This is a genomic window from Psychrobacter sp. JCM 18903, from assembly GCF_000586475.1.
Taxonomy (GTDB): domain Bacteria; phylum Pseudomonadota; class Gammaproteobacteria; order Pseudomonadales; family Moraxellaceae; genus Psychrobacter.
Genome location: NZ_BAWJ01000009.1, coordinates 1 through 20,679 on the forward strand (window position 1 = coordinate 1; position 20,679 = coordinate 20,679).

The 20,679-nt window shown below is 44.3% G+C and carries 13 protein-coding genes and 7 pseudogenes; 14 read left to right on the forward strand and 6 right to left on the reverse strand.

Features of this window, described 5'->3' with window-relative positions; all coding sequences use genetic code 11:
- Positions 1-105: 105 nt before the first annotated feature.
- From TT12_RS07625 to TT12_RS07645, 5 genes and pseudogenes are all read right to left on the reverse strand, one after another.
- Positions 106-354 carry a DUF2164 domain-containing protein gene (locus TT12_RS07625; RefSeq protein ID WP_045443523.1) on the reverse strand — a complete coding sequence of 83 codons (249 nt, stop codon included), beginning with the start codon at positions 352-354 and terminating at the stop codon, positions 106-108.
- A 141-nt stretch (positions 355-495) separates the two neighbouring features.
- Positions 496-1,770 carry a sodium/glutamate symporter gene (gltS, locus tag TT12_RS07630; RefSeq protein WP_045453577.1) on the reverse strand — a complete coding sequence of 425 codons (1,275 nt, stop codon included), beginning with the start codon at positions 1,768-1,770 and terminating at the stop codon, positions 496-498.
- Between the two features lie 89 nt (positions 1,771-1,859).
- The gene (locus TT12_RS07635) at positions 1,860-2,228 is read right to left on the reverse strand and encodes a barstar family protein (protein WP_045453580.1); all 369 of its coding nucleotides are present in this window, start codon (positions 2,226-2,228) and stop codon (positions 1,860-1,862) included.
- A gap of 1 nt (position 2,229) precedes the next feature.
- The gene (locus tag TT12_RS15480) at positions 2,230-3,000 is read right to left on the reverse strand and encodes a ribonuclease domain-containing protein (protein ID WP_201552734.1); all 771 of its coding nucleotides are present in this window, start codon (positions 2,998-3,000) and stop codon (positions 2,230-2,232) included.
- Between the two features lie 179 nt (positions 3,001-3,179).
- Positions 3,180-4,480 (reverse strand): annotated as a pseudogene (locus tag TT12_RS07645) (glutamate-5-semialdehyde dehydrogenase).
- Positions 4,481-4,929: 449 nt separating this feature from the next.
- On the opposite strand from TT12_RS07645, the gene TT12_RS07650 reads away from it, so the two are divergent.
- The 11 genes and pseudogenes from TT12_RS07650 to TT12_RS17045 all read left to right on the forward strand — a co-directional run bounded on the left by TT12_RS07650 (position 4,930) and on the right by TT12_RS17045 (position 16,679).
- Positions 4,930-5,253, forward strand: a complete 324-nt coding sequence (locus TT12_RS07650) for a hypothetical protein (RefSeq protein ID WP_045453582.1) — start codon at positions 4,930-4,932, stop codon at positions 5,251-5,253.
- Positions 5,254-5,636: 383 nt separating this feature from the next.
- Positions 5,637-6,434: an ABC transporter ATP-binding protein gene (locus tag TT12_RS07655; protein WP_045453585.1), complete on the forward strand. Its 798-nt coding sequence runs from the start codon at positions 5,637-5,639 to the stop codon at positions 6,432-6,434.
- 311 nt (positions 6,435-6,745) lie between these two features.
- Positions 6,746-7,545 (forward strand): annotated as a pseudogene (locus tag TT12_RS07660) (transporter substrate-binding domain-containing protein).
- Positions 7,546-7,577: 32 nt separating this feature from the next.
- Positions 7,578-8,502, forward strand: a pseudogene (locus tag TT12_RS07665) (transporter substrate-binding domain-containing protein).
- Positions 8,503-8,696: 194 nt separating this feature from the next.
- A complete protein-coding gene (locus TT12_RS07670; RefSeq protein WP_045453588.1) occupies positions 8,697-9,515 on the forward strand; it encodes an ABC transporter substrate-binding protein in 819 nt (272 codons plus the stop codon).
- A 630-nt stretch (positions 9,516-10,145) separates the two neighbouring features.
- Positions 10,146-10,880: an ABC transporter permease gene (locus TT12_RS07680; RefSeq protein WP_045453595.1), complete on the forward strand. Its 735-nt coding sequence runs from the start codon at positions 10,146-10,148 to the stop codon at positions 10,878-10,880.
- Between the two features lie 12 nt (positions 10,881-10,892).
- Entirely contained in the window at positions 10,893-11,618 is a 726-nt protein-coding gene (locus TT12_RS07685; protein WP_045443544.1) for an ABC transporter permease, read from the forward strand.
- A 269-nt stretch (positions 11,619-11,887) separates the two neighbouring features.
- Positions 11,888-12,532: a fumarylacetoacetate hydrolase family protein gene (locus TT12_RS07690; protein ID WP_045453797.1), complete on the forward strand. Its 645-nt coding sequence runs from the start codon at positions 11,888-11,890 to the stop codon at positions 12,530-12,532.
- Positions 12,533-12,781: 249 nt separating this feature from the next.
- Positions 12,782-14,982 (forward strand): annotated as a pseudogene (locus tag TT12_RS07695) (PhoX family protein).
- A gap of 228 nt (positions 14,983-15,210) precedes the next feature.
- Positions 15,211-16,452, forward strand: coding sequence for an esterase/lipase family protein (locus TT12_RS07700; protein WP_243443492.1), 1,242 nt, complete (start codon positions 15,211-15,213; stop codon positions 16,450-16,452).
- Entirely contained in the window at positions 16,425-16,679 is a 255-nt protein-coding gene (locus TT12_RS17045; protein WP_243443493.1) for a hypothetical protein, read from the forward strand. Before TT12_RS07700 ends, TT12_RS17045 begins: the two co-directional genes overlap by 28 nt.
- A gap of 116 nt (positions 16,680-16,795) precedes the next feature.
- Here the strand turns inward: TT12_RS17045 and hslO are convergent.
- Positions 16,796-17,775 (reverse strand): annotated as a pseudogene (gene hslO, locus TT12_RS07705) (Hsp33 family molecular chaperone HslO).
- A 316-nt stretch (positions 17,776-18,091) separates the two neighbouring features.
- Between hslO and TT12_RS07710 the strand changes: the two are divergent.
- The 3 genes and pseudogenes from TT12_RS07710 to TT12_RS07720 all read left to right on the forward strand — a co-directional run bounded on the left by TT12_RS07710 (position 18,092) and on the right by TT12_RS07720 (position 20,584).
- The gene (locus TT12_RS07710; protein ID WP_045453598.1) at positions 18,092-19,078 is read left to right on the forward strand and encodes a glutamate/aspartate ABC transporter substrate-binding protein; all 987 of its coding nucleotides are present in this window, start codon (positions 18,092-18,094) and stop codon (positions 19,076-19,078) included.
- Positions 19,079-19,173: 95 nt separating this feature from the next.
- Positions 19,174-19,918, forward strand: a pseudogene (locus tag TT12_RS07715) (amino acid ABC transporter permease).
- A gap of 37 nt (positions 19,919-19,955) precedes the next feature.
- Positions 19,956-20,584: pseudogene (locus TT12_RS07720) on the forward strand (ABC transporter permease subunit).
- Positions 20,585-20,679: the final 95 nt, after the last annotated feature.

Consider the following 20,679-nt stretch of genomic DNA (forward strand, 5'->3'; position numbering starts at 1 on the left):
TTTTTGTGATTAAAATTGGTAGTAGTTTTTGAGATTTGGGTTGAGCTTATGTTTTAATCTAGCTTTCATTTTTTGTGAAATGACAATGTTTTGACGCAACGCAAACTAATCCTTCTTCAGCGCATGACTGTCTTCTAATATGCCCATAAACCTCTCATATAACCAAGGCTCAGCATCATCGATGGCTTGGTTATATATTTTAGAGCCAATCAAGTCCACTATAAAATCGAATAAGAACTTGGCAGGCAAATTACCGATATCCAAATCAAACTCTTCGCTCATATAATCTCTCAAATTATCTAACAGCGCTTCTTCCTCTTCTTTCGATAACTTGATAAGTTTATCTTTACTCATATCATTCTCTCAATACTAGGTAATGATCTAGCTTAGTTCAATCATACCTTTATAGGAAGGTTGAATAACCAATAAAAAGGCTGGGTTACGATAGCGTAGCCCAGCCTTATTCAGGTTAATTCGACTTTATTGCTTATCAAATTACATAAACGGCAGTTTAGTAAATATCTGCAAGATCGTCGCATTGACGATATCGACAAAGAATGCACCAACCATTGGCACAATCAAAAACGCCTTAGGCGAAGGCAGATAGCGATCCGTGACCGCCTGCATATTGGCAATCGCCGTTGGCGTCGCACCCATACCGAAACCACAATGTCCAGCTGACAAGACCGCTGCATCATAGTCTTTACCCATCACCTTAAAGGTTATGAAATAGACATAAACGACCATAATGACCGTCTGTACCAGTAAGATAATCAACACAGGGCCTGCCAAATCAGTCAGCTGCCATAGCTTCAATGACAGCAGTGCCATGGCTAAGAACAGACTCAAAGAAGCGTTACCAAATACGTCGATAGAGCGATCAAACATATCAAAATTAAAGATAGTGGTTAAGACATTACGAATAATCACACCACCTGCCAACGCCCAAACGAAGGTAGGTAGCTCAAACCACGTGCCTTGCGCAACAAGCGTCATGACATCGGCGAAAGCCAACGCTGCGGCAAACAATGCCAATGTCTCAATAGTAGAAGAGGCGGTGATAAAGCGCATGCTGTCAGGTCTTTCGAAAATTTCTTTATTGCTACTCGCTGAATCTTCGTCATGTTTGGTGCTATAAAGCGACTGCGCACCAGCGACTTTTTCGATGTCACTAGGATTGGGATTGGCAGGTGTTGGTTTTAACCCCAGCTTTTGAATCAGGCGACGAGCAACAGGACCACCAATGATACCACCAGCGACTAAGCCATAGGTGGCAACGGCGATACCAAGTGTCGTTGCACCGACCACACCGTAATCTTGCTCCAAGGTGATACCCCAAGCGCCTGCCGTACCGTGACCACCAGTCAGGGCGATAGAACCTGTCACTAATCCAAGTAGTGGATCAAGTCCCAACGCGCTTGCCATGGCCACACCAACGACATCTTGCAAGACGATAAAAACGGACACAACGATGGTAAAAATCAACAATGGCGTACCACCAGCTTTGAGTCTACTAAAATCAGCACTCAAACCAATAGAGGCAAAAAACATCAGCATGGTAGCCGTCTGTAATCCTTGATGAAAGTTAAAACTATATCCCCAAATGATATTTAGAATATAGACCACTATTGCCGCGACCAAACCACCAGCAACAGGCTCTGGAATGTTAAAATCTTCTAAGAATTTAATTTTCTTGACCAAAAAGCGCCCAAGCAGCAGCACTAGAGTGGCTAGTATCAGCGTGTAATAGCCGTTTAGGGTAATTTCCATATATTAATCCTTTCTATAAAAATAAATTAACCTGAATTCGGGATAAATATGGTTTTATCTCGAATTCAGGTTTGTGTGGTGATTGGCGACTAGGCATCATCCACGGACGGCATAATAACCCATAATTGCGGCTTGCCAAAATCTCTGTAGGCATCTTCAATGATGCTTTTGAAAACATTAAAATCTTCGGTGTTTATTTTTTTCACCGCTGTTAGATCCAGCATCAGGTGAGTCACTTCGCTGTCCGTTAAACAGTCCCATGCGCTATCCCAGTTATGTGAAAAATAGCTGGGAAAATCACAGGCATTGGCTAAGTTTGTTAATAATGTGGTTTTATTAAGTATCTCGTCTACCGGTATGTTAACAGTCTGAGCGGGCATGCTAGCATTTAGTGCTGTAGTTTTTTGGTTAATATCTTGGTCAAAACCCAGATTAATATAGTGGATGGCTTTACTCATATTATTTTACGTCCAGTCTGCGAAAGCTATCATAGTGATCAACGGTCAAGTAATACACAGTCGGCGGATGACCACCTGTGACGATACGCCGTGCACCGCGATGTGACACGCCAGGGGTCGGCACGGTATATTCGCGGTAGTAGCCTTGTGACTGCGTGGGCAATACTCCCTCACGATTATAAAATGTCGTGCCATCTTTATGAGGATAAGGAAATGGCCCGCCTCGTTGAACAAGGGCAATGGTATTGTCTATCTGAGCATCGCCCGTGACGCCGCTTGTCTTTGCTGGATGTGCCTCTGATGAGGTTTGTGATACCGTCGTTGGGTCAATACTATCGGTCAAAAACCCAGACGACAAATCACCAAAAAAGTAAACAGCGACGGCAATAAGAGCAATCAAACTAAATAGGGTAGATCCTAAGCTTCTCTTGTTTTGGTTGCCACGCTGACTATGGCGATTGTCACGGGTAGTGTGTCGCGAGTTTTTGTTATTATCAGTAGAGTTGTTTCGGCTGTTAGTATTTGAATAGTGATTGGTTATATTTGAGTTTGGAGTGGCTAAAATACTCAATTCGTTGGAAGTGACTTCAGTGGCTCGTAGTTGGTTTTTATCATTACGCTCACTATTAAAATAGACGCTTTGACCGATGGTTATCGGCTGTGATAATCGCACTTTACTCACATGAAAAAACACGTCTTCACTTTGGTTGTCTACATCGATAAAGCCATAGCCTTTATCTGAATTCCAGTGCTTGATTTTACCACTCTGCATAAGCCCACTTTCCTATCGCATGTTTTGTTATCGTGCCGCATGACTTCTATCATATACATAGTTTTAATACCGCATATATAACATATTTGACACTACTAAAAAACGCAGCAATTGAGCTGGCGTTTTTTGTGGATTATACGTTAAATGAGAGAGTGGATGATAGGCTAAGCGATAAGACGTTAGGCGCGAGTCTCACCATGACCATACACGATCCATTTTTGTGAGGTGAGACCTTCAAGTCCTACTGGACCACGAGCATGGATTTTATCGGTCGAGATGCCAATCTCGGCACCCAATCCATACTCAAAGCCATCGGCAAAACGGCTAGAGGCGTTAATCATGACGCTCGCCGAGTCGACTTCACGGATGAAGCGTTGCGACTTGGTATAGTTGTCGGTAATGATAACGTCGGTATGATGGCTGCCATGAGTGTTGATATGTTCAATGGCTTCGTCAATACCTGACAAAACTTTTACCGCTAAGATAGGCGCTAAATATTCGGTATCCCAATCCTCAGCAGTGGCCGCAGACAGATGTCCAGCAAGCTTAGCATTGTCATTTAAGATGGCTTGCGACTTATCATCAAGGCGCAGTTGCATCGCATCATCAGCGGCGATGATGGCTTCGGCAATCTTAGGTAATAGCTCACCCGCAACTGATTCGTCGATCAATAGCGTCTCCATGGTATTACACGTACCGTAGCGATGGGTTTTTGCATTGACGCTGACCTTGATGGCGATTTCGGCATCTGCATCGCTATCGATAAAGGTATGGCAGTTGCCATCTAAATGCTTGATGACAGGAACACGAGCATCACGCTGATACGTTCAATCAATCCTTTGCCACCGCGTGGGACAATGACATCGACATAATCTGTCATGGTGATCAGCTCGCCGACAGCAGCACGATCTGTCGTTTGTAATACTTGCACACTGTGCTCAGACAGCCCGACTTTTTGTAGTCCTTCCAAGATACACTTGGCAATCGCTTGGTTGGATTCAAACGCTTCAGAGCCGCCGCGCAAGATAATAGCGTTGCCTGATTTTAGCGCCAATGAAGCCGCTTCTAAGGTCACATTAGGGCGCGACTCATAAATCATGCCGACCACGCCGAGCGGCACCCGCATTTTACCTAAATGAATCCCTGATGGCTGATAGGTCATGTCGGTGACTTCGCCGATAGGGTCTGGTAATGAGGCGACGTCTTTTAACCCTTGGAGCATGCCGTCAAAGCGGGCATCATTTAGCGCTAAGCGATCCAGTAAGGCTGCTTCTAAATCGTTGCTTTGTCCATTATCCATATCGATTTTATTGGCGGCCAAAATATCTGATTTGGCCTCTTTTAACACATCATGAATCGCCATTAATGCTGAGTTTTTGTCACCAGTGTTTGCCGCAGCCAGCACACGAGAAGCCGCTCGTGCTTGTTTGCCGACAGCTTGCATATAGGCAGTAACGTCTGTGGTATTCGATTGACTCATAAATTATTTTCCTTATGTTATAAATATTTTAAGCAAATGAAAGCGCCCAAAAAGGCGAAAATGTGGCCAAAAGATGATTTTGATACCTGTCAGGTATTATGCTATTTAACATAGAGGAGATTGAGGCGATAGTAAAGATGATTTTGTGAACAGTGCCTACTTTACATAGCGTTTATGAGCATGGTCGTCGCGTCATTTTACTGACTTTACCATTACTGAGTCTTTGCCATTTCATGATACAAGCACCGTTTTAGAGAAAGCAAAAACACAAGCTTTCGGTTACGTGGTTTTAACAGAACTGCGTTGTAACTACTAAGGTAGCTAGCATTAATCATACGTATAGTAGAGCTTAACGGTGCATCAAAAAGCAATTAAAGGGCAGACATTCATGTATGAATGGTTGCTCGTCAAATACAACTTAACAAATGAAATAATGATGGAGAATAAAAATGGCTATTAGAAATGACACTATCGACAACACCACGCGTAAAAGCTTGCTGACAGTTGGTTTGGTTGCCGCGGCATTGACATTGGGCGCTTGTGGTAAGAAAGAAGAAGCCCCTATGGAAACTGCTCCAGCCGTTGATGCACAAACAGCGGTAGAGGATGAAGCTACTGGTGTTGCGACAGCAGGCGAAGGTGTTGATATTGCAGTTGCTAGCGCCGATGATGGCATGGCAGTGGGTAATAATGATGATGTGGCGGTGGCAACAGCAGATGACGCCGAAGTGCTAGACGGTACTGAGAGCGAAGAACATGTCTCAACGTATTAAATCGCTATCTTGATTAACTGGTTATCATTAGTTGATGATATAAGCGAATAAAACTAGATAATCAGATAAAACTACGCCCAGTACACGAAAGTGATAAAATAAGGCTCAGCGCTGTAAATACAGTCTGGGCTTTTTTGTGTTAGCTATTTAGTGGCTTATTAATATTTATTTGCCACTGATTGAGCATCTGGTTCAATACAGGATTTGCCTTTTTGCTGTGTAATAAGAGACAATGTGGCATTTTTTCTATTTGTATCACGAATCATGGCCTTATCACAATAATGCTATGATTGATGCTGATACTATTTAAGCTGCCTATGCCGCTATTTTTTATTTATTTTTATTCGTGTTTTCACTCATATTTATTGGAAGTCTGCTGAACCATGCTTGATATTGCAAAAGATCCGACTCGGCCTATCGCCTTAGATTTACAAGACGTCCATAAAAGCTATGGCTCATTGGCAGTGCTAAAAGGAGTGTCCCTTACCGCATATGACGGTGATGTCATCTCTATTTTGGGCTCATCAGGCTCAGGTAAATCTACCTTGCTGCGCTGCATTAATTTGCTCGAAAAGCCCAATCAAGGTCGTATTATTATCGGTAATGATGAGCTGATGCTCAAGCCTGCCAAGTCAGGTGAGCTGCAAGCGGTCGATATTAAGCAATTGGAAAACTTGCGCGCGCGCGTGGGTTTTGTCTTCCAAAACTTTAACTTGTGGCCGCACAAAACGATTTTGCAAAACATCATCGAAGGGCCAACGCAGGTTTTAAAGATTAAAAAAGATCAAGCCATTAGCGATGCTGAAAAGCTGCTCGATAAAGTCGGTTTACTTGATAAGAAAGACGCCTATCCAGCGAATTTATCTGGCGGTCAGCGTCAGCGTGTCGCGATTGCCCGTGCCCTTGCTATGCAACCACAGGTGCTGCTATTCGATGAGCCAACCTCAGCCTTAGATCCTGAGCTGGTCAATGAAGTGCTCGCTGTCATGCGTGAGTTGGCAGAAGAGGGACGTACTATGCTTATCGTCACCCATGAGATGCGTTTTGCGAGAGAAGTATCAAGCAAAGTGGTGTTCTTGCATCAAGGCGTGATTGAAGAGATTGGCACGCCCGAGCAAGTTTTTGATGATCCTACCTCTGAGCGTGTCAAAGACTTTATGGCATCGCATCGTCAGAACTAGCCTCGTATTTAGTATCCGTTTTATATGCAAAAATGGGGTGGTAATATTCTTACCACCCTATCGTCATTTTATTTTAAGCGTAAAATTACTGCTTAGTAAGCAGCGTTGACCGTTTATTACTCGTTAATAACAGTCGGTATGTAAAACGTTTGTTTTTGATATTTTACTCAGGTATTATCAAAAGGTTTACAGGTGGTCGATAATGACGGCTGCTTGTGTATTCTGCTATCTATATTGCTTGTCTGGCAGGGACGTCAGAGAACAAAATATCAGAACCCTACATTAAAAACCCATCAGAATTTAAGGAATGTATGATGTCGAATTCTCGCCTATTGTGGTCATCGATGACCGTTACCGCCGCATTGATGCTGAGCGCCTGTAGTCAACCGGCTAATGAAACTACTGATAGCAACACTGACGCCGCTGCAGCAGAAACGGCTGGCAAGACCATTCGTATCGCGACTGAAGGTGCTTACCCTCCTTTTAACTACACCAATGCTGATGGCAGCTTGGCAGGCTACGATATTGATGTTGCCAATGCCTTGTGTAAACAGATGCAAGCCAAATGTGAAATCGTCGCTCAAGATTGGGATGGTATTATTCCGGGTCTTTTAGCACAAAAATATGATGCAGTGATTGCGGGTATGTCTATTACACCTGAGCGTCAAGAAAAAGTCGACTTTACCGAGCCTTACTTTGCCAATACGATGGTTTGGCTGACCGATACCAAAGGCAGTTTTGATCCTATGGCGATCAAAACTTGACACTTGGTGGTCAACGTTCAACCACGCCTGGCGCTTATTTACAAGATAACTATGAAGGCAAAGACGGCAATACTGTGCAGTTGTATGACAATTATGACAATGCTTATCTGGATCTAAAGTCTGGTCGTAGCGATGCAGTATTGGCGGAAAAAGTCTCTGCCAAATCATGGTTGGCAGACAACCCTGAAGGCTTTGGTATCGTTGGTGACGAAATTGACAATGACGATAATATTGCCATTGCTGTTCGTAAAGGTGACGCACTCAGAGACGACTTTAATAAAGCACTCAGCGAAATCCGTAGTAACGGTGAGCTGGCACGTCTTGAGCAAGCGAACTTTGGTCAATAATCTTCTGATTGAAAAATGAAGGAATAGCAAACATGACAATATCAATGACATCATCATTAAAAACTAAGGCGCTTTGCTTGCGCCATTAAGTGCCGCGATGCTTATGCTGGCTGGTTGTAATAATAGCGCCACGCCAGAAGATGGTGCGGCAGCTGACACCACAGCCGATGCACCTATGAACATAAAAATTGCCACCGAATCAAGCTATAAGCCGTTCAGTTATACCGATGCTGATGGCAAGTTAATTGGTTATGAGATTGAGCTGGTCGATGCTCTGTGTGCACAAATGAAAGCAAAATGTGAAGTCATCTCACAAGATTGGGATGGTCTCATTCCTGGTCTAAATGCCCAAAAATTCGATGCAATTATCGCAGGTATGTCAATCACGCCTGAGCGTAAAGAAGTGGTTGAATTCACTGACCCGTACTTTCACACTGGCATTATCTTGATTGGTAAAAAAGGTGATGACATTCGCGTCGATGCATTAAAAGGTCAGCCCATTGCTTCACAGCGCTCAACCGTCGCTTCACAGTACTTGCAGGATGAACATGCAGATGCTGATATCAAGCTTTATGATACCCAAGACAATGCGTATCTGGATCTGACTTCAGGTCGCGTACGGGCAATGATGTCCGATAAAGTCACTGGCATCGATTGGCTAAAAACGGATGCTGGCAAAGACTATGAAGTGAAAGGACAAGAAATCAGCACCGACGAAGATGCATGGGTATCGCACTTCGTAAAGGCGATCCATTGGTCGCTAAGTTCAATAAAGCGTTGGCTGAATTAAAAGAAAACGGTACTTATGACCAAATCACAGGCAGCTATTTTGGCACCAGCTCTACCGCTGCTGCGCAAAAAGCCGTGGCAACCACCGACGTAAAAGAAGTGATGGTGGTTGAAGGTGATGATGCTGTTGAAGTGAAAGAAGAATCAGCTGAAGCGGCGACTAACTAATATCATAGCTCATCTCTGTGCTCGGCTGATATGGCTGTCACGTATGGCGATATTCACTCATAGAGATGAGTGTTATTTTACTCACAAACCCCAAGGATGATCATGAACAACCATTTTGACCAACACCGTGCAATCGCGAACGCATCCGTTATCAATGGCATCAAGCGCGACGTTTTTCAGCGCCCTTGCTTGCGATGGCGGCGCTTTTAACCTTAGCAGGGTGTAGCAATGGTCAAAATGATGCAAATAATGATGTCAGCCCAGACGCCGCTGAGACCGCAGCGACGGGTGATGTGTTACGTATTGGTACCGAAGGCGCTTATGCCCCCTTCAACTATACCAATGCGGATGGCACTCTTGGTGGTTTTGATGTTGATATTGCCAACGCTATCTGTGCCGATATGAAGGTAACATGTGAAATCACAGCGCAAGATTGGGACGGTATTATCCCCGGTCTAAAAGCGGGTAAGTACGATGCGATTGTGGCCGCTATGTCGGTGACGCCTGAGCGTGAGCAACAAGTCAGTTTTACAGAGCCGTACTTTAGCAATACCTTGGTGTTTTTGGCAAAAAAAGACAGCAGCTTCGATCCTAGCAATAGCGATGATATCAATGCGCATTCTATTGCCGCTCAGCGCTCGACCATTTCTTCGCAGTGGTTAGAAAAGGTTTATCCGAATGCTGACATGAAGCTTTATGACACGCTCAGTAATGCGTTTTTGGATTTGGGTTCGAATCGTGTCGATGCGATGGTGTCTGATAAGCTGCCAGCGCTAGAATGGCTTGGCTCCACCTCAGGTAGTCAGTATGCGCTCAAAGGTCAAGAGATTGACATCAATGATAATTTTGCCATCGCGGTGCGCCCAGGCGATGCATTGCAAGCAAAAATTAATAAGTCGTTGGTCAATATTAAAGCCGATGGCACTTACGATAAAATCAATCAAAAATATTTTGCGATTCCAGCGTCAAGCTCGACGGTCACTACTGAGCCGACAGAAAAACCTGCTGAATAAGTCTTCAAATACATTTAGCACTGTTGCATCGTAACCGTGAGAATGGTGATTTTTACTAGGGCGTGTCCTCATTTTAAAAATGGTGATAAAAATGAGGTAAATTGCAGTCAAACAAGGAAAATAGTGCAGATAATATCGAGATATTACCTAGCTATTTGACGATGTTTGGCAAGATTTAACCATTTTTAGCTCATTTAGATTGCTATCGGTTGAATTGAGGACACGCCCTAGGTTAATTTGAATTCCATTTCATAGAAAGGGTATTGCTTCAATAGCGATATCCTTTTTTTGTTTTTTATAAAAAATAGTTCGGTCTTGTGATATTGACTGTTCGGTTTGTAAAAATATGACTAATCTAATGTGTTTTTAAGAAGATAAGCGTCTATTTAAGCACTGCTTTTACGTGTGAGTATTAACATAGCTGGCAGCGAATATGATAAAATCAGCGCTCATTTCTACTGTGTCAATTTCCGCCGCAATAATCGTATTGATTTGACGTCGATCTATGACGCAAAGCACCAAGGTCTATTTGGTATAAAATACGCTTATCAGCAGCGCTCAGCGATTGATGCTGATTCTTTTAACTCATATTTTGCAAATTGCTAATATAAAGAGACTGAGTGGATAATTGTGTTTGATTTACAAGGATTTGGCGCGCTACTACTGAGCGGCGCTACCGTCACCATCAAGCTTGCTATGACCAGTTTAGTCATCGGCATGGCTTTAGGGCTGCTCGGTGCCACAGCTAAGCTGTCCAACGTCTGGCTGCTGCGTAAAATTGCGACTGTATATACAGCGACAATGCGCGGTATTCCAGAGTTGCTATTGGTACTGTTTATCTATTACGGTGGCTCTATGCTGCTGATGACGATTCTCAAGAAATTCGGCTATAACGAATATGTTGAGATCAGTGCCTTTTGGGGTGGCGTGATGGCGTTGTCTATCGCGTTTGGCGCTTACGCGACTGAAATTTTTCGCATGTCGATCCAAGAGATTCCGATAGGGCAGAAGGAGGCGGCACAAGCGATTGGCATGCGTCCTTTTCAGACGTTTTATCGCATTACCTTGCCACAAGTTTGGCAGATTGCGTTGCCAGGATTGGGCAATTTGTTTTTGGTGTTGCTCAAAGATACCGCATTGGTATCGGTCGTGGGTCTCAAAGACATCATGTATCAGGCATCACGTGCCGCCCAATCAACGCAGCAGCCATTCACTTTTTATATGGCAGCGGCGATTATTTATCTGGGTTTAACCATGTTGATTACTGGTTTTATGATGTGGCTCGAATGGCGCGCCAATCCAGCGGCACGCTACGCTAAAAAGCTGAGCCGTCAGTCAACCCACCGTCAATCGACCATAGGATAGAGGAGAGATACTATGGATTGGAATTGGCAGGTTATTTTTGATAGCATTCCTGATTTATTAAACGGGGCAGTATTGACCGTACAGCTGGTGGTTATCTCAGGTATTATCGGTCTATTTTTTGGTTTGGTTTTAGCCCAGTTGCGCTTGTCAAAAAACTGGCTGGTGCAGATACTACCATTTTCTTATATCTTTTTCTTCCGTGGCACGCCACTGCTGGTACAGATATTTTTGATTTATTATGGTCTAGGACAGTTTGAGGCTATACGCAATTCGTTCTTATGGGAACCTGTGCTCAGTCAAGCGTATTGGTGTGCCATCATTGCCTTTACCATGAATACCAGTGCTTATTTGGCAGAAATCATTCGCGGTGCGATTCAGACCATTCCTGTTGGTGAGCTCGAAGCAGCTGACGCTATCGGTATGTCGAAATGGCAGAAGCTTACGCGTATTACCTTACCGCGTGCCTTTGGTATTGTCATTCCAGCCTACAGCAATGAAGTGATCTTTATGCTAAAAGGCAGTGCGCTAGCGTCAACCATCGCTTTGATGGATATCACGGGTGTCGCTCGAACCATTAGTGCGCGAACTTATACCTTAATGGAGCTGTTCTTTGCTGCTGGTATTATTTACCTTTTATTATCATGGGTGATTTTGTTTAGCTTTAGGTTGTTTGAAAAAAGAATGAATCGCCACACAAGCTATGTACCGCCTGATGTAATGACCAACACCATACCTTAATTTGGCTCAAAATAATGCTAAAAAATCAATGAAATAGCGGGTTGATATCTTAATATTAACCCGCTATTCTTTTGTTTAACTGCCATTTATCTCATTTTTATGGCTATTTTTAAAATGAAGATAAGCCCTAGAAAAATAGCGACAGATAGTGCAGTATGTATGACCAACCTATCAATAATCTGCTGTGAGTGCCTAGTATGAGCCAATCACCCCATATGTCTTTAATCAATGCGATTGCTGCCAGTGTCAATGATGACGCGAGCATCGCAATGGTTAACGATAGCGTACGTGCATCCATCGGCAAAGTGGTCTGTGTCGGCCGTAACTATGCGGAACACGCCCGCGAGCTTGGCAATGAGATACCAAAATCGCCCATCTTATTTATGAAACCAGCATCATCAGTGGTCAGTGTGCGTCATGATATCGTCCGTCCCAATCCAGCGATATATGGTGAGACCCATTATGAAGCTGAGCTGTGTGTGCAATTAGCAGCAGACTTATCGGCAGCCACGCTTGAACAAGCACAGCAAGCGATAGGTGGCGTGACTTTGGGGCTGGATTTGACCTTACGTGACTTGCAAAGTAAGCTCAAAGAAAAAGGTCATCCATGGGAGCGTGCTAAGTGTTTCGATGGTGCCTGTGTGCTTGCTAATTGGATTGATCCGCAAGCATTTGGTGATTTTAGCCATGTCGAATATCAGCTTTATATCAATGATGAGTTGAAGCAAGATGGTGATACTGCATTGATGCTATTTCCAGTTTATGAATTACTGGCAGAGATTAGCCATGCCTTTAGCTTACAAGCAGGTGATGTAATTATGACTGGAACGCCGAGCGGCGTTGGCATATTACAAGCAGGCGATGCGTTAAAATTGAAGCTCGGTGCCCATGAATGGCAGGCGCAGGTTCAATAAGTTTTTATAGCAGTACTATTTTATCAGTCGTCAAATGCAGCGACGCCATCATAAAATCCCAAGTTAACGCTTGGGATTTTTTCGTTTTATGAGGTGCTCACAAAGTGCTGTCATGAGACTGTCATCTATGTTTCAACGTTCTGTCATAAACTCTCGGTAGACTTAGGCGTAATTCGTATTTTTGTGGTGATAATTGTAAAGCCGCGACCAACTCTCCGCCAATCCAGCCTAACAGCAAGGTGACTGATAATGACATTATTGAATAATAAACAACCACTTGCCCATGAAGTCGTTGAAGACTCTAATCTGACTGACAATATCGATTTTCAAACCATTATTAGTCGTCGTTTAAATCGTCGTAGTATCCTAAAGGGTGGCACAGGATTGACGGCGGCGGCTTTTTTTGGGGCGCTACCTTTGGTTGGCTGTAGCGATGACGATGACAGCAGTCCTATCAAAAATACTGATAATAACGCGGCTATCCCTGCACAGGGCGATCTCAAACGTCCTGAGACTTTGAAATTTACGGCAGTGGCGCATTCAACTGCTGAGACGATGAGCGTGGCAGCAGCTATAAAGCCGAGATGATATTACCACTGGGTACGCCGCTGATATCGGGTATCGATGATTGGAAAGACAATCGAGAGCAGTCGGCAGAGTCATTCGAATGGCGCATGGGTGATAACCATGATGGCATGTGGTTCTTTGGTAAGAATGGCGGCACGTATAATGCTAAAGCGTCAGATAATGGTTTGCTAGTCATGAATCATGAATACGTGAATAGTAACGAATTGAGTCCGTTTGGCTATCATGTGATCCAAGATAATAATGCCGCGCCCATCTTTAAAAATCGTCGCCTCGCAAGTGACGTGCGCCGTGAGGTTAATTGTCATGGAGTGGCGGTGGTCGAGATGAAACGCCGCGCTGATGGCATGGGCTATGAGATGGTACCTGATTCGAAATTTAATCGTCGTCTCACGAGTAGTAGTACAGCGCACTTGACAGGGCCCGTTGCGGGTTCTGATTTGGTCAAGACTAAGTTTGATCCGACAGGCTTTCAGACGCGCGGCATCAATAATAACTGTGGTGCAGGTTTGTCACCTTGGGGTACCTATCTGACCACCGAAGAGAACTTTTTAGGGGTATTCGCCCGTGGGCAAGATGCTAGCCAATTAAGTGATGGGCAAAACTATGGTCGCGAGCGCTACGGTGCAACAGAGGATTTCCCAGGCTGGGAGTATCTGTGGCACACACCTGAAGCCAAAGATGCCAAGATAGCCGATGAATTTTCGCGCTGGGATATGACCGCCGTCGGTACCAGTGCTGCTGAGGATTATCGTAATGGCTTTAATACCTTTGGCTATATCACCGAAATTGACCCGTTTGACCAAAACTCTATGCCGCAAAAACGTACGGCACTGGGACGTTTTGCCCATGAAAACTGTGCTTATGCTCCGGTTGAACAAGGCAAACCGGTGGTCTTTTATATGGGCGACGATGCTCGCGGCGAATATATTTATAAGTTTGTCTCCAAAGCCACATGGTCAAATAGTGATATCGGTGGTGGCTTAAAAGCGGGCGATAAGTATTTGAATGACGGTACGCTCTATGTTGCTATCTTTAATGAAGATGGCAGCGGTGAATGGAAAGCACTCGTCCATAGTCAAAACGGACTGGATGCCTCCAATACGGTATTGCCTTTTAATGGGCAAGATGAGGTGTTAGTTTTTGCTCGTGCCGCAGCAGATGTGGTCGGCGCCACCAAAATGGATCGACCAGAGTGGGTATCGGTTAGCCCTATGACGGGTGAGGTATACGTCACATTGACCAATAATAAATACCGCGGCGTACGCGAAGACCAACCTGTGTCAGCCTCTAATCCGCGTAGCTATCAGGCAGGTGAAAAAGCGGCAGGTAATGACAACGGTCATATTATTCGCTGGGCAGAAGCAGGTGGCGATCATGCAGCCACGAGTTTTGAGTGGGACATTTATTTGTTTGCCACGCCTTATGATCTGGCCGCAGAAAATTTGTCACAGTTAAATGATAGCAATGATTTGTCTTCTCCCGATGGTTTGTACTTCGATCCGCGTGGCGTATTATGGATTCAGACCGATGATGGCGCTTATACCGATACCAGCAGCTGTATGTTACTGGCGGCGCTGCCGGGTAAAGTCAGTGATGGGACAGCCATAACGACCTCAGCAGGACAACAAACACGAGTTGGGATGCCTGCTAGTAATGACAATATCAAACGTTTTTTTGTCGGTCCTGAAGGCTGTGAAGTCACAGGTATTACCATGACTCCTGACTTTAAAACCTTATTTATCAATATTCAGCATCCGGGTAATACTTGGGGCGCTATTGCTGGAGGCAGTACGCCGCGCTCAGCGACCGTGATGATTACGCGTGAAGATGGCGATGTCATACTGGCAGAGTCGTTTGTCTAGTTAGACATTTGCATGAGTAATGATACGTCTTACTCAACACATAAATCCCAAGTCATGGCTTGGGATTTTGTATTTTGGAGGATAGTTATTAATATGCAAGTATTGATATTAAAGGATAGCGCCTTTCTTTGACAATAAAGATACTTGATAGTTAAATCATTCTCTTCTGTTTATGACAATTACAGGATAGTATGGAAAATCCCTTCAACTGCTTGATATGTTAACACTATGCCCAGTCCAAAACCTTTAGAAACCATTCATGATTTATTTGCCACCACTCGGCGTCCAACTGCTATTGAGTCGGATACTGGTGAAGGTTTTCAGGGCGATGTCTATGAAGAGCTGGCGAAACTCGAATATATCTATGTCGATGAGCTGAGCGCCGAGACGGTGGACAACAGCTATAGCAAACCGCATCAGCCTATTACGTTGGTTGATTTTTTTGAAGGCTTGGCTCAGTTGGCAACGATGGGCGTGGTGGAAGTCACTGATATTGTAGAGGCTATCCATCGTGAGATTCTGCTGCGTCCTTTAGGGCGGTTTAATAAAGGCAATATTGAGCACTGGCAGCGCGGTATCACGGGGCGTATTTATGGCACGGTGCGTTATACGATGCAATTGGTGGGCAATAATCTTGCCTCAGGGCTGCGTCTTTATAACACTGTCTCTAAACCCAAAAACATACAACCTTTACCCAAAAACTTACGTCGCTTGGTCAATATTCTAAATGGCGTCATGGGCGATCACCTTATCACTCATCACAATCCATTGGCAGTATCGATGGTGCTATACGATGAATACAATCGTGTACAAAGTGGCGCGCTGTCAGGGCGCGTTATTATCTTATGCCATGGGCTTTGTATGAGTCACTTGAGCTGGCAGGTATCTGGAGAAGGCAATTTGGGTGAAGCGTTGGTCAATCACTTGCCAAAAGCGACGGTGCTGTATTTAAACTATAATACGGGTCGGCGTATTTCTAGCAACGGACGTAGCTTTGCAAAAGTCTTGCAAGATTTGGTTGAGAATAATCCTGACGTCACTCAGATAGATTTAATCGGTCATAGTATGGGCGGTTTGTTGAGCCGTAGTGCGCTGTTTTACGGTAAAGAGCAAGGCTTTAGCTGGGTCAAACGCGTGGGCAATCTTGTCACCTTAGGCTCACCGCATCATGGCGCAAGCTTGGAGCAGATTGGACATTTTGTTCAAGATAAAATCGCTAAGCTGCCTTTTGCAGGATCATTGGCTAAATTGGGCGACTTGCGTAGCGCCGGTATTATAGATTTACGTTACGGCAGTATTCGCGATGCTGATTGGAAGTCTACCGAAGGGCGCAGCGTGCTGCCAGCAGAGTTTCGTCATCCCACGCGTTTGCCCCTGCATGTGAATACCTATTTAGTGGCGGCAGCTTTGATTGAAACTCATTATGAATCTAAGACACAAGTTTGCTTGGGGACGGGTTGGTCTCAGTAGAATCAGCGCTCGGCGAATATACCGAAGAGCATACGCTAGCAGTACCAGAGGGACATAAGGCGATTTTTTATGGAGTCAATCACATGAATTTAATCTACAGCGATAGAGTACATGAGCAAGTTATTGCTTGGTTGTTGGATAATAGGCTAGGCGATGCCCATGATGCAAAGTATGGGCTTGATAGTCGTATCTATTCTTATCCAGAAGTGGATGAAGTAGCCAATTAAGCGTGCTCGAAACCAGTTATATCGTCAGTCATAAATTTCAAGCCATGACATTAAAAACCCCCAAGCGTCACACTTGAGGGGTTTTTTATTACTAAGCGCGCTGCACTAAATCCTAACTACTCAGAAAATATCGTGGTCACATCGTCTTTATTAAATTTATACATCTCGCCACAAAAGCCGCAATCCATCTCAAAGTTACCGCCTTGCTCATCAATGATATCTAAGACTTCTGCTTCACCGATTTGCTCAATGGCCATCTCACACTTCTCACGTGAGCAGGTGCAACCAAATGATAATGCAACAGGATCGGGCGCGACGACATTTTCTTCATGATACAAGCGATAAAGGATTTCGTTGGCATCAAGCGTGGTCAACTCTTCAGCTTTCACTGTCCGTGTCAAAACGCTCAGACGTGTCCATAAGTCATCGTCGATACCTGCATCTTGGTTTTGCTCGACTTCATAGGTTTCTTCAGCAGTACGAGGAAGCATCTGTACCAACATTCCACCCGCTTGCAGACCATCAGATGCCAAATTAATCAAGGTTGGAATCTGCGCCGATTGCTTTTGGTAGTGCGCTAAGCAGTCTGCCAAATTGTCATGGCTGCGCTCGACGATGCCTTGATAGCTTCGCCGCCTTCAGGCTGAATGTTAATAAACAACACGCCTTGACCCATCGCACCCAATTCAGCAAATGCCTCTTTGGCATGAGTCATATTTTCCCAAGCCTGTACTTGCTCATCAGTCTCACCCTTCCAGCTAGCAAGGGCACGGATGATACCGTCTTGATTGCATTCTGCCATTGCCCAGTTTAGCAAGCTATCGCTGTCTGATGATTGCAATTGAATGGACAGATGACCATTGATTTTGACCGTGCCGATAAGCAAACTCGCTGCTGTCAGCATCTCACCCAATAAGCGCTTGATCGCTTCAGGATAAGGCTTTTGAGCTATCGTACTGGCATAGCTGCGTGATAGGCGTACCACATCACCGCGCACTGGCGAATCTTCAATAAAGAAACGTTGACGTACGTCATTGTCACTATGGTTGCCAGCGTTCTGGCTGTCCGTATTAGGGACTTGAGTATCTTGTGTCATAGGTCATTTATAGTATTAAGAAGTTGTTAGCTTTATGGGGATTCATCGTGATTTATCAATTGCCCGTTAGATATTGTTTAACAAATTACAGGTGTTTATTGGATAGTTATGGTGATACTAAACCCGATATCCTTAAAAAATAAGCCTCATTAAAAATTTTTTACCCACACCCGCTAATTTGTTGTACAGTAACATTAAGTTGCATTGTGATAAATAACAGCAACAACAACCGCATGGATGCGTGGCAATAAGGTCAATGAATAAGACCTGTGTCGTCCAAGCACTCATTCAATCTTGTGATAAAAGGATGTATCTCATGAGCTATCTATCTTCTAGATCTTTCTCTAAACCTTTAACTCTCGCTGCTTTTATGGCACTAGGTCTTGCAGGGTGTAATAACAGTAGCCAAACCAGCACTGATGCGCCAGCAGATGATGCAACAGCGACAGAAACCACTACCAACGGTACTCTACAAAAAATCAAAGACTCGGGTACTATCGTGGTCGGTCACCGTGACTCTTCTATTCCATTTTCTTATATCGCTGACGACCCAAATCAGCCGATTGGTTATGCGCACGATTTAGAGATGAAAGTCGTCGAAGCGGTTAAGCAAAAGCTAAACATGCCAGACCTCAACGTTCGTTATAACCTTATCACCTCACAAACCCGTATTCCCTTGGTACAAAACGGCACGGTCGACTTTGAATGTGGTTCGACCACCAACAACGAAGAGCGTCAAAAACAAGTGGCATTCTCCAACGGTTTCTTTGAAATCGGTACGCGTCTATTGACCAAAAAAGACTCAGGTATTCAAGATTTTGAAGACCTAAAAGGTAAGACCTTAGTCACCACCGCAGGCACAACTTCAGAGCGTTATATTCGTCAGTATAATGATGACAACAAAATGGACATGAATATCATCTCAGCAAAAGACCACGGCGAAGGCTTCCTTATGCTAGAAAATGGTCGCGCGGATGCCTTTATGATGGATGATGTACTACTTGCTGGCGAAAAAGCCAAAGCAAAAAATCCTGATGAATGGGTCATCGTCGGCACGCCGCAATCGTTTGAGATTTATGGTTGCATGATGCGTAAGGATGATCCTGAGTTCAAAGCAGTGGTCGATGAAGCGTTAGCGAATGTCTTTAAATCAGGGGAAATCAATAGCATTTATGACAAGTGGTTCTTAAACCCAATCCCACCAAAGAACGTCAATCTAAACTTTGAGATGTCTGACAACTTAAAAGCCTTGATTGCCAGCCCGCATGACAGCGCTCAGCCGAAAGTTGCGACGGCACAGTAATTATTGTCCTGCAACATAGCTTACTTACGTGTTCAGACTGATGTTGATGTCAATCTGACACGTAGGATTTTCAGTCGCTGCTCGGAGAGACAACCATGAATTATAGCTGGAACTGGGGTGTGCTCTTTGAGCAGACTGGTATCGGTAATGAGCTTTATATCCATTGGATGATTACTGGTCTTGGCTGGCTACTATTGATTGGTAGTATCGCATGGGCCATTGCTATGGTCGTAGGTACTATCTTTGGCATCATGCGTACTTTGCCTAATAAGACCGCTCGTGCCATTGGCACCGCTTATGTGACATTTTTTCGTAATATTCCACTGCTTGTCCAATTGTTCTTTTGGTTTTATATTGCACCTGGCTGCTCACGCCCACAATACAAGAGTGGTGGTATAAGGATTTATCTCCTAACACTTCAGCCATGCTCTCAGCGAGTATTGGTCTTGGCTTATTTACCGCCGCTCGTATCGTTGAACAGGTACGTACAGGTATTGAGTCGTTGCCCGAAGGTCAGATCAATGCTGCTTATGCACTAGGCTTTAGTATTCCACAAGTTTATAAAGAAGTACTGCTACCGCAGGCCTTTCGTATTATTTTGCCACCGCTCAGCTCTGAGCTGACCAACTGCTTCAAAAATGCCTCCGTCGCCTCGCTCGTCGGGGTAATGGAGCTGATCAGTCAAACCAAAACCATCAGCGAATACACCCAAAACAGCATCGAGATTTATACCTACGCGACGATTATTTATTTAATATTTAACTTATCGTTGATTGCTATTATGGGGTTAATTGAGCGCAAACTGCGTGTACCTGGCTCATTGCAGGAGGTCAGAAATGAATATGATGACCGAATTGGCAACAGCTATCCTGGTTTGATGGGCGGCATGATTACCACCTTAAAAGTGCTGTTTTTGGCGATTATTGGTGGTATTAGCTTAGGAACGGTATTGGCGTTGATGCGCTTGTCTGGTATCAAAGCGCTTGAGATTCCAGCAAAGCTATACGTCAATTACTTCCGCTCTGTACCGCTACTACTAGTGCTACTGTGGTTTTACTTTGCCGTACCGATGATTTATTTTTGGATAGCGGGTAAGTACTTACAACTTGATGCTGCTTTTGCCTCTTGTGTGGTTGCATTTATGATGTTTGAAGCCGCTTACTTTTCAGAGGTGGTGCGTGCTGGTATTCAATCGATTGGTAGTGGTCAGGTTAATGCGGCTAAAGCGTTAGGCATGACTTATGGGCAGACCATGCGTCTGGTCATTTTGCCACAAGCCTTTCGCAAGATGCTGCCGCTAATCTTGCAGCAGTGTATTATTTTATTCCAAGATACGACGTTGGTTTTTGCTATTGGTTTGACAGACTTTTTCCGTGCCGCCTATGTACGCGGTGAGCTGATGGGTTTGCTGACGCCTTACATTTTGGGTGCTGGTGCGGTGTATTTCATCATCAGTGTCAGTGCTCCGTGGGTGTACAACAATTGCAAAAGCGTTTGCGATTTTGATAGATATTTATCTTGGCTTGCGCTTTTTGAGTGTTGAGGCTTTGGTTGAGTAGTTGATCTAACTTTTCTTAAATGACGATTATTAAAAACAATGT

What these genes read in the sequence shown, in the direction of transcription:
- TT12_RS07625 (WP_045443523.1), bottom strand. Translation starts at nt 354, where the DNA reads ATGAGTAAAGATAAACTTATCAAGTTATCGAAAGAAGAGGAAGAAGCG.
- gltS (WP_045453577.1), bottom strand. Translation starts at nt 1,770, where the DNA reads ATGGAAATTACCCTAAACGGCTATTACACGCTGATACTAGCCACTCTA.
- TT12_RS07635 (WP_045453580.1), bottom strand. Translation starts at nt 2,228, where the DNA reads ATGAGTAAAGCCATCCACTATATTAATCTGGGTTTTGACCAAGATATT.
- TT12_RS15480 (WP_201552734.1), bottom strand. Translation starts at nt 3,000, where the DNA reads ATGCAGAGTGGTAAAATCAAGCACTGGAATTCAGATAAAGGCTATGGC.
- TT12_RS07650 (WP_045453582.1), top strand. Translation starts at nt 4,930, where the DNA reads ATGGCTATTAGAAATGACACTATCGACAACACCACGCGTAAAAGCTTG.
- TT12_RS07655 (WP_045453585.1), top strand. Translation starts at nt 5,637, where the DNA reads ATGCTTGATATTGCAAAAGATCCGACTCGGCCTATCGCCTTAGATTTA.
- TT12_RS07670 (WP_045453588.1), top strand. Translation starts at nt 8,697, where the DNA reads ATGGCGGCGCTTTTAACCTTAGCAGGGTGTAGCAATGGTCAAAATGAT.
- TT12_RS07685 (WP_045443544.1), top strand. Translation starts at nt 10,893, where the DNA reads ATGGATTGGAATTGGCAGGTTATTTTTGATAGCATTCCTGATTTATTA.
- TT12_RS07690 (WP_045453797.1), top strand. Translation starts at nt 11,888, where the DNA reads ATGGTTAACGATAGCGTACGTGCATCCATCGGCAAAGTGGTCTGTGTC.
- TT12_RS07700 (WP_243443492.1), top strand. Translation starts at nt 15,211, where the DNA reads ATGCCCAGTCCAAAACCTTTAGAAACCATTCATGATTTATTTGCCACC.
- TT12_RS07710 (WP_045453598.1), top strand. Translation starts at nt 18,092, where the DNA reads ATGAGCTATCTATCTTCTAGATCTTTCTCTAAACCTTTAACTCTCGCT.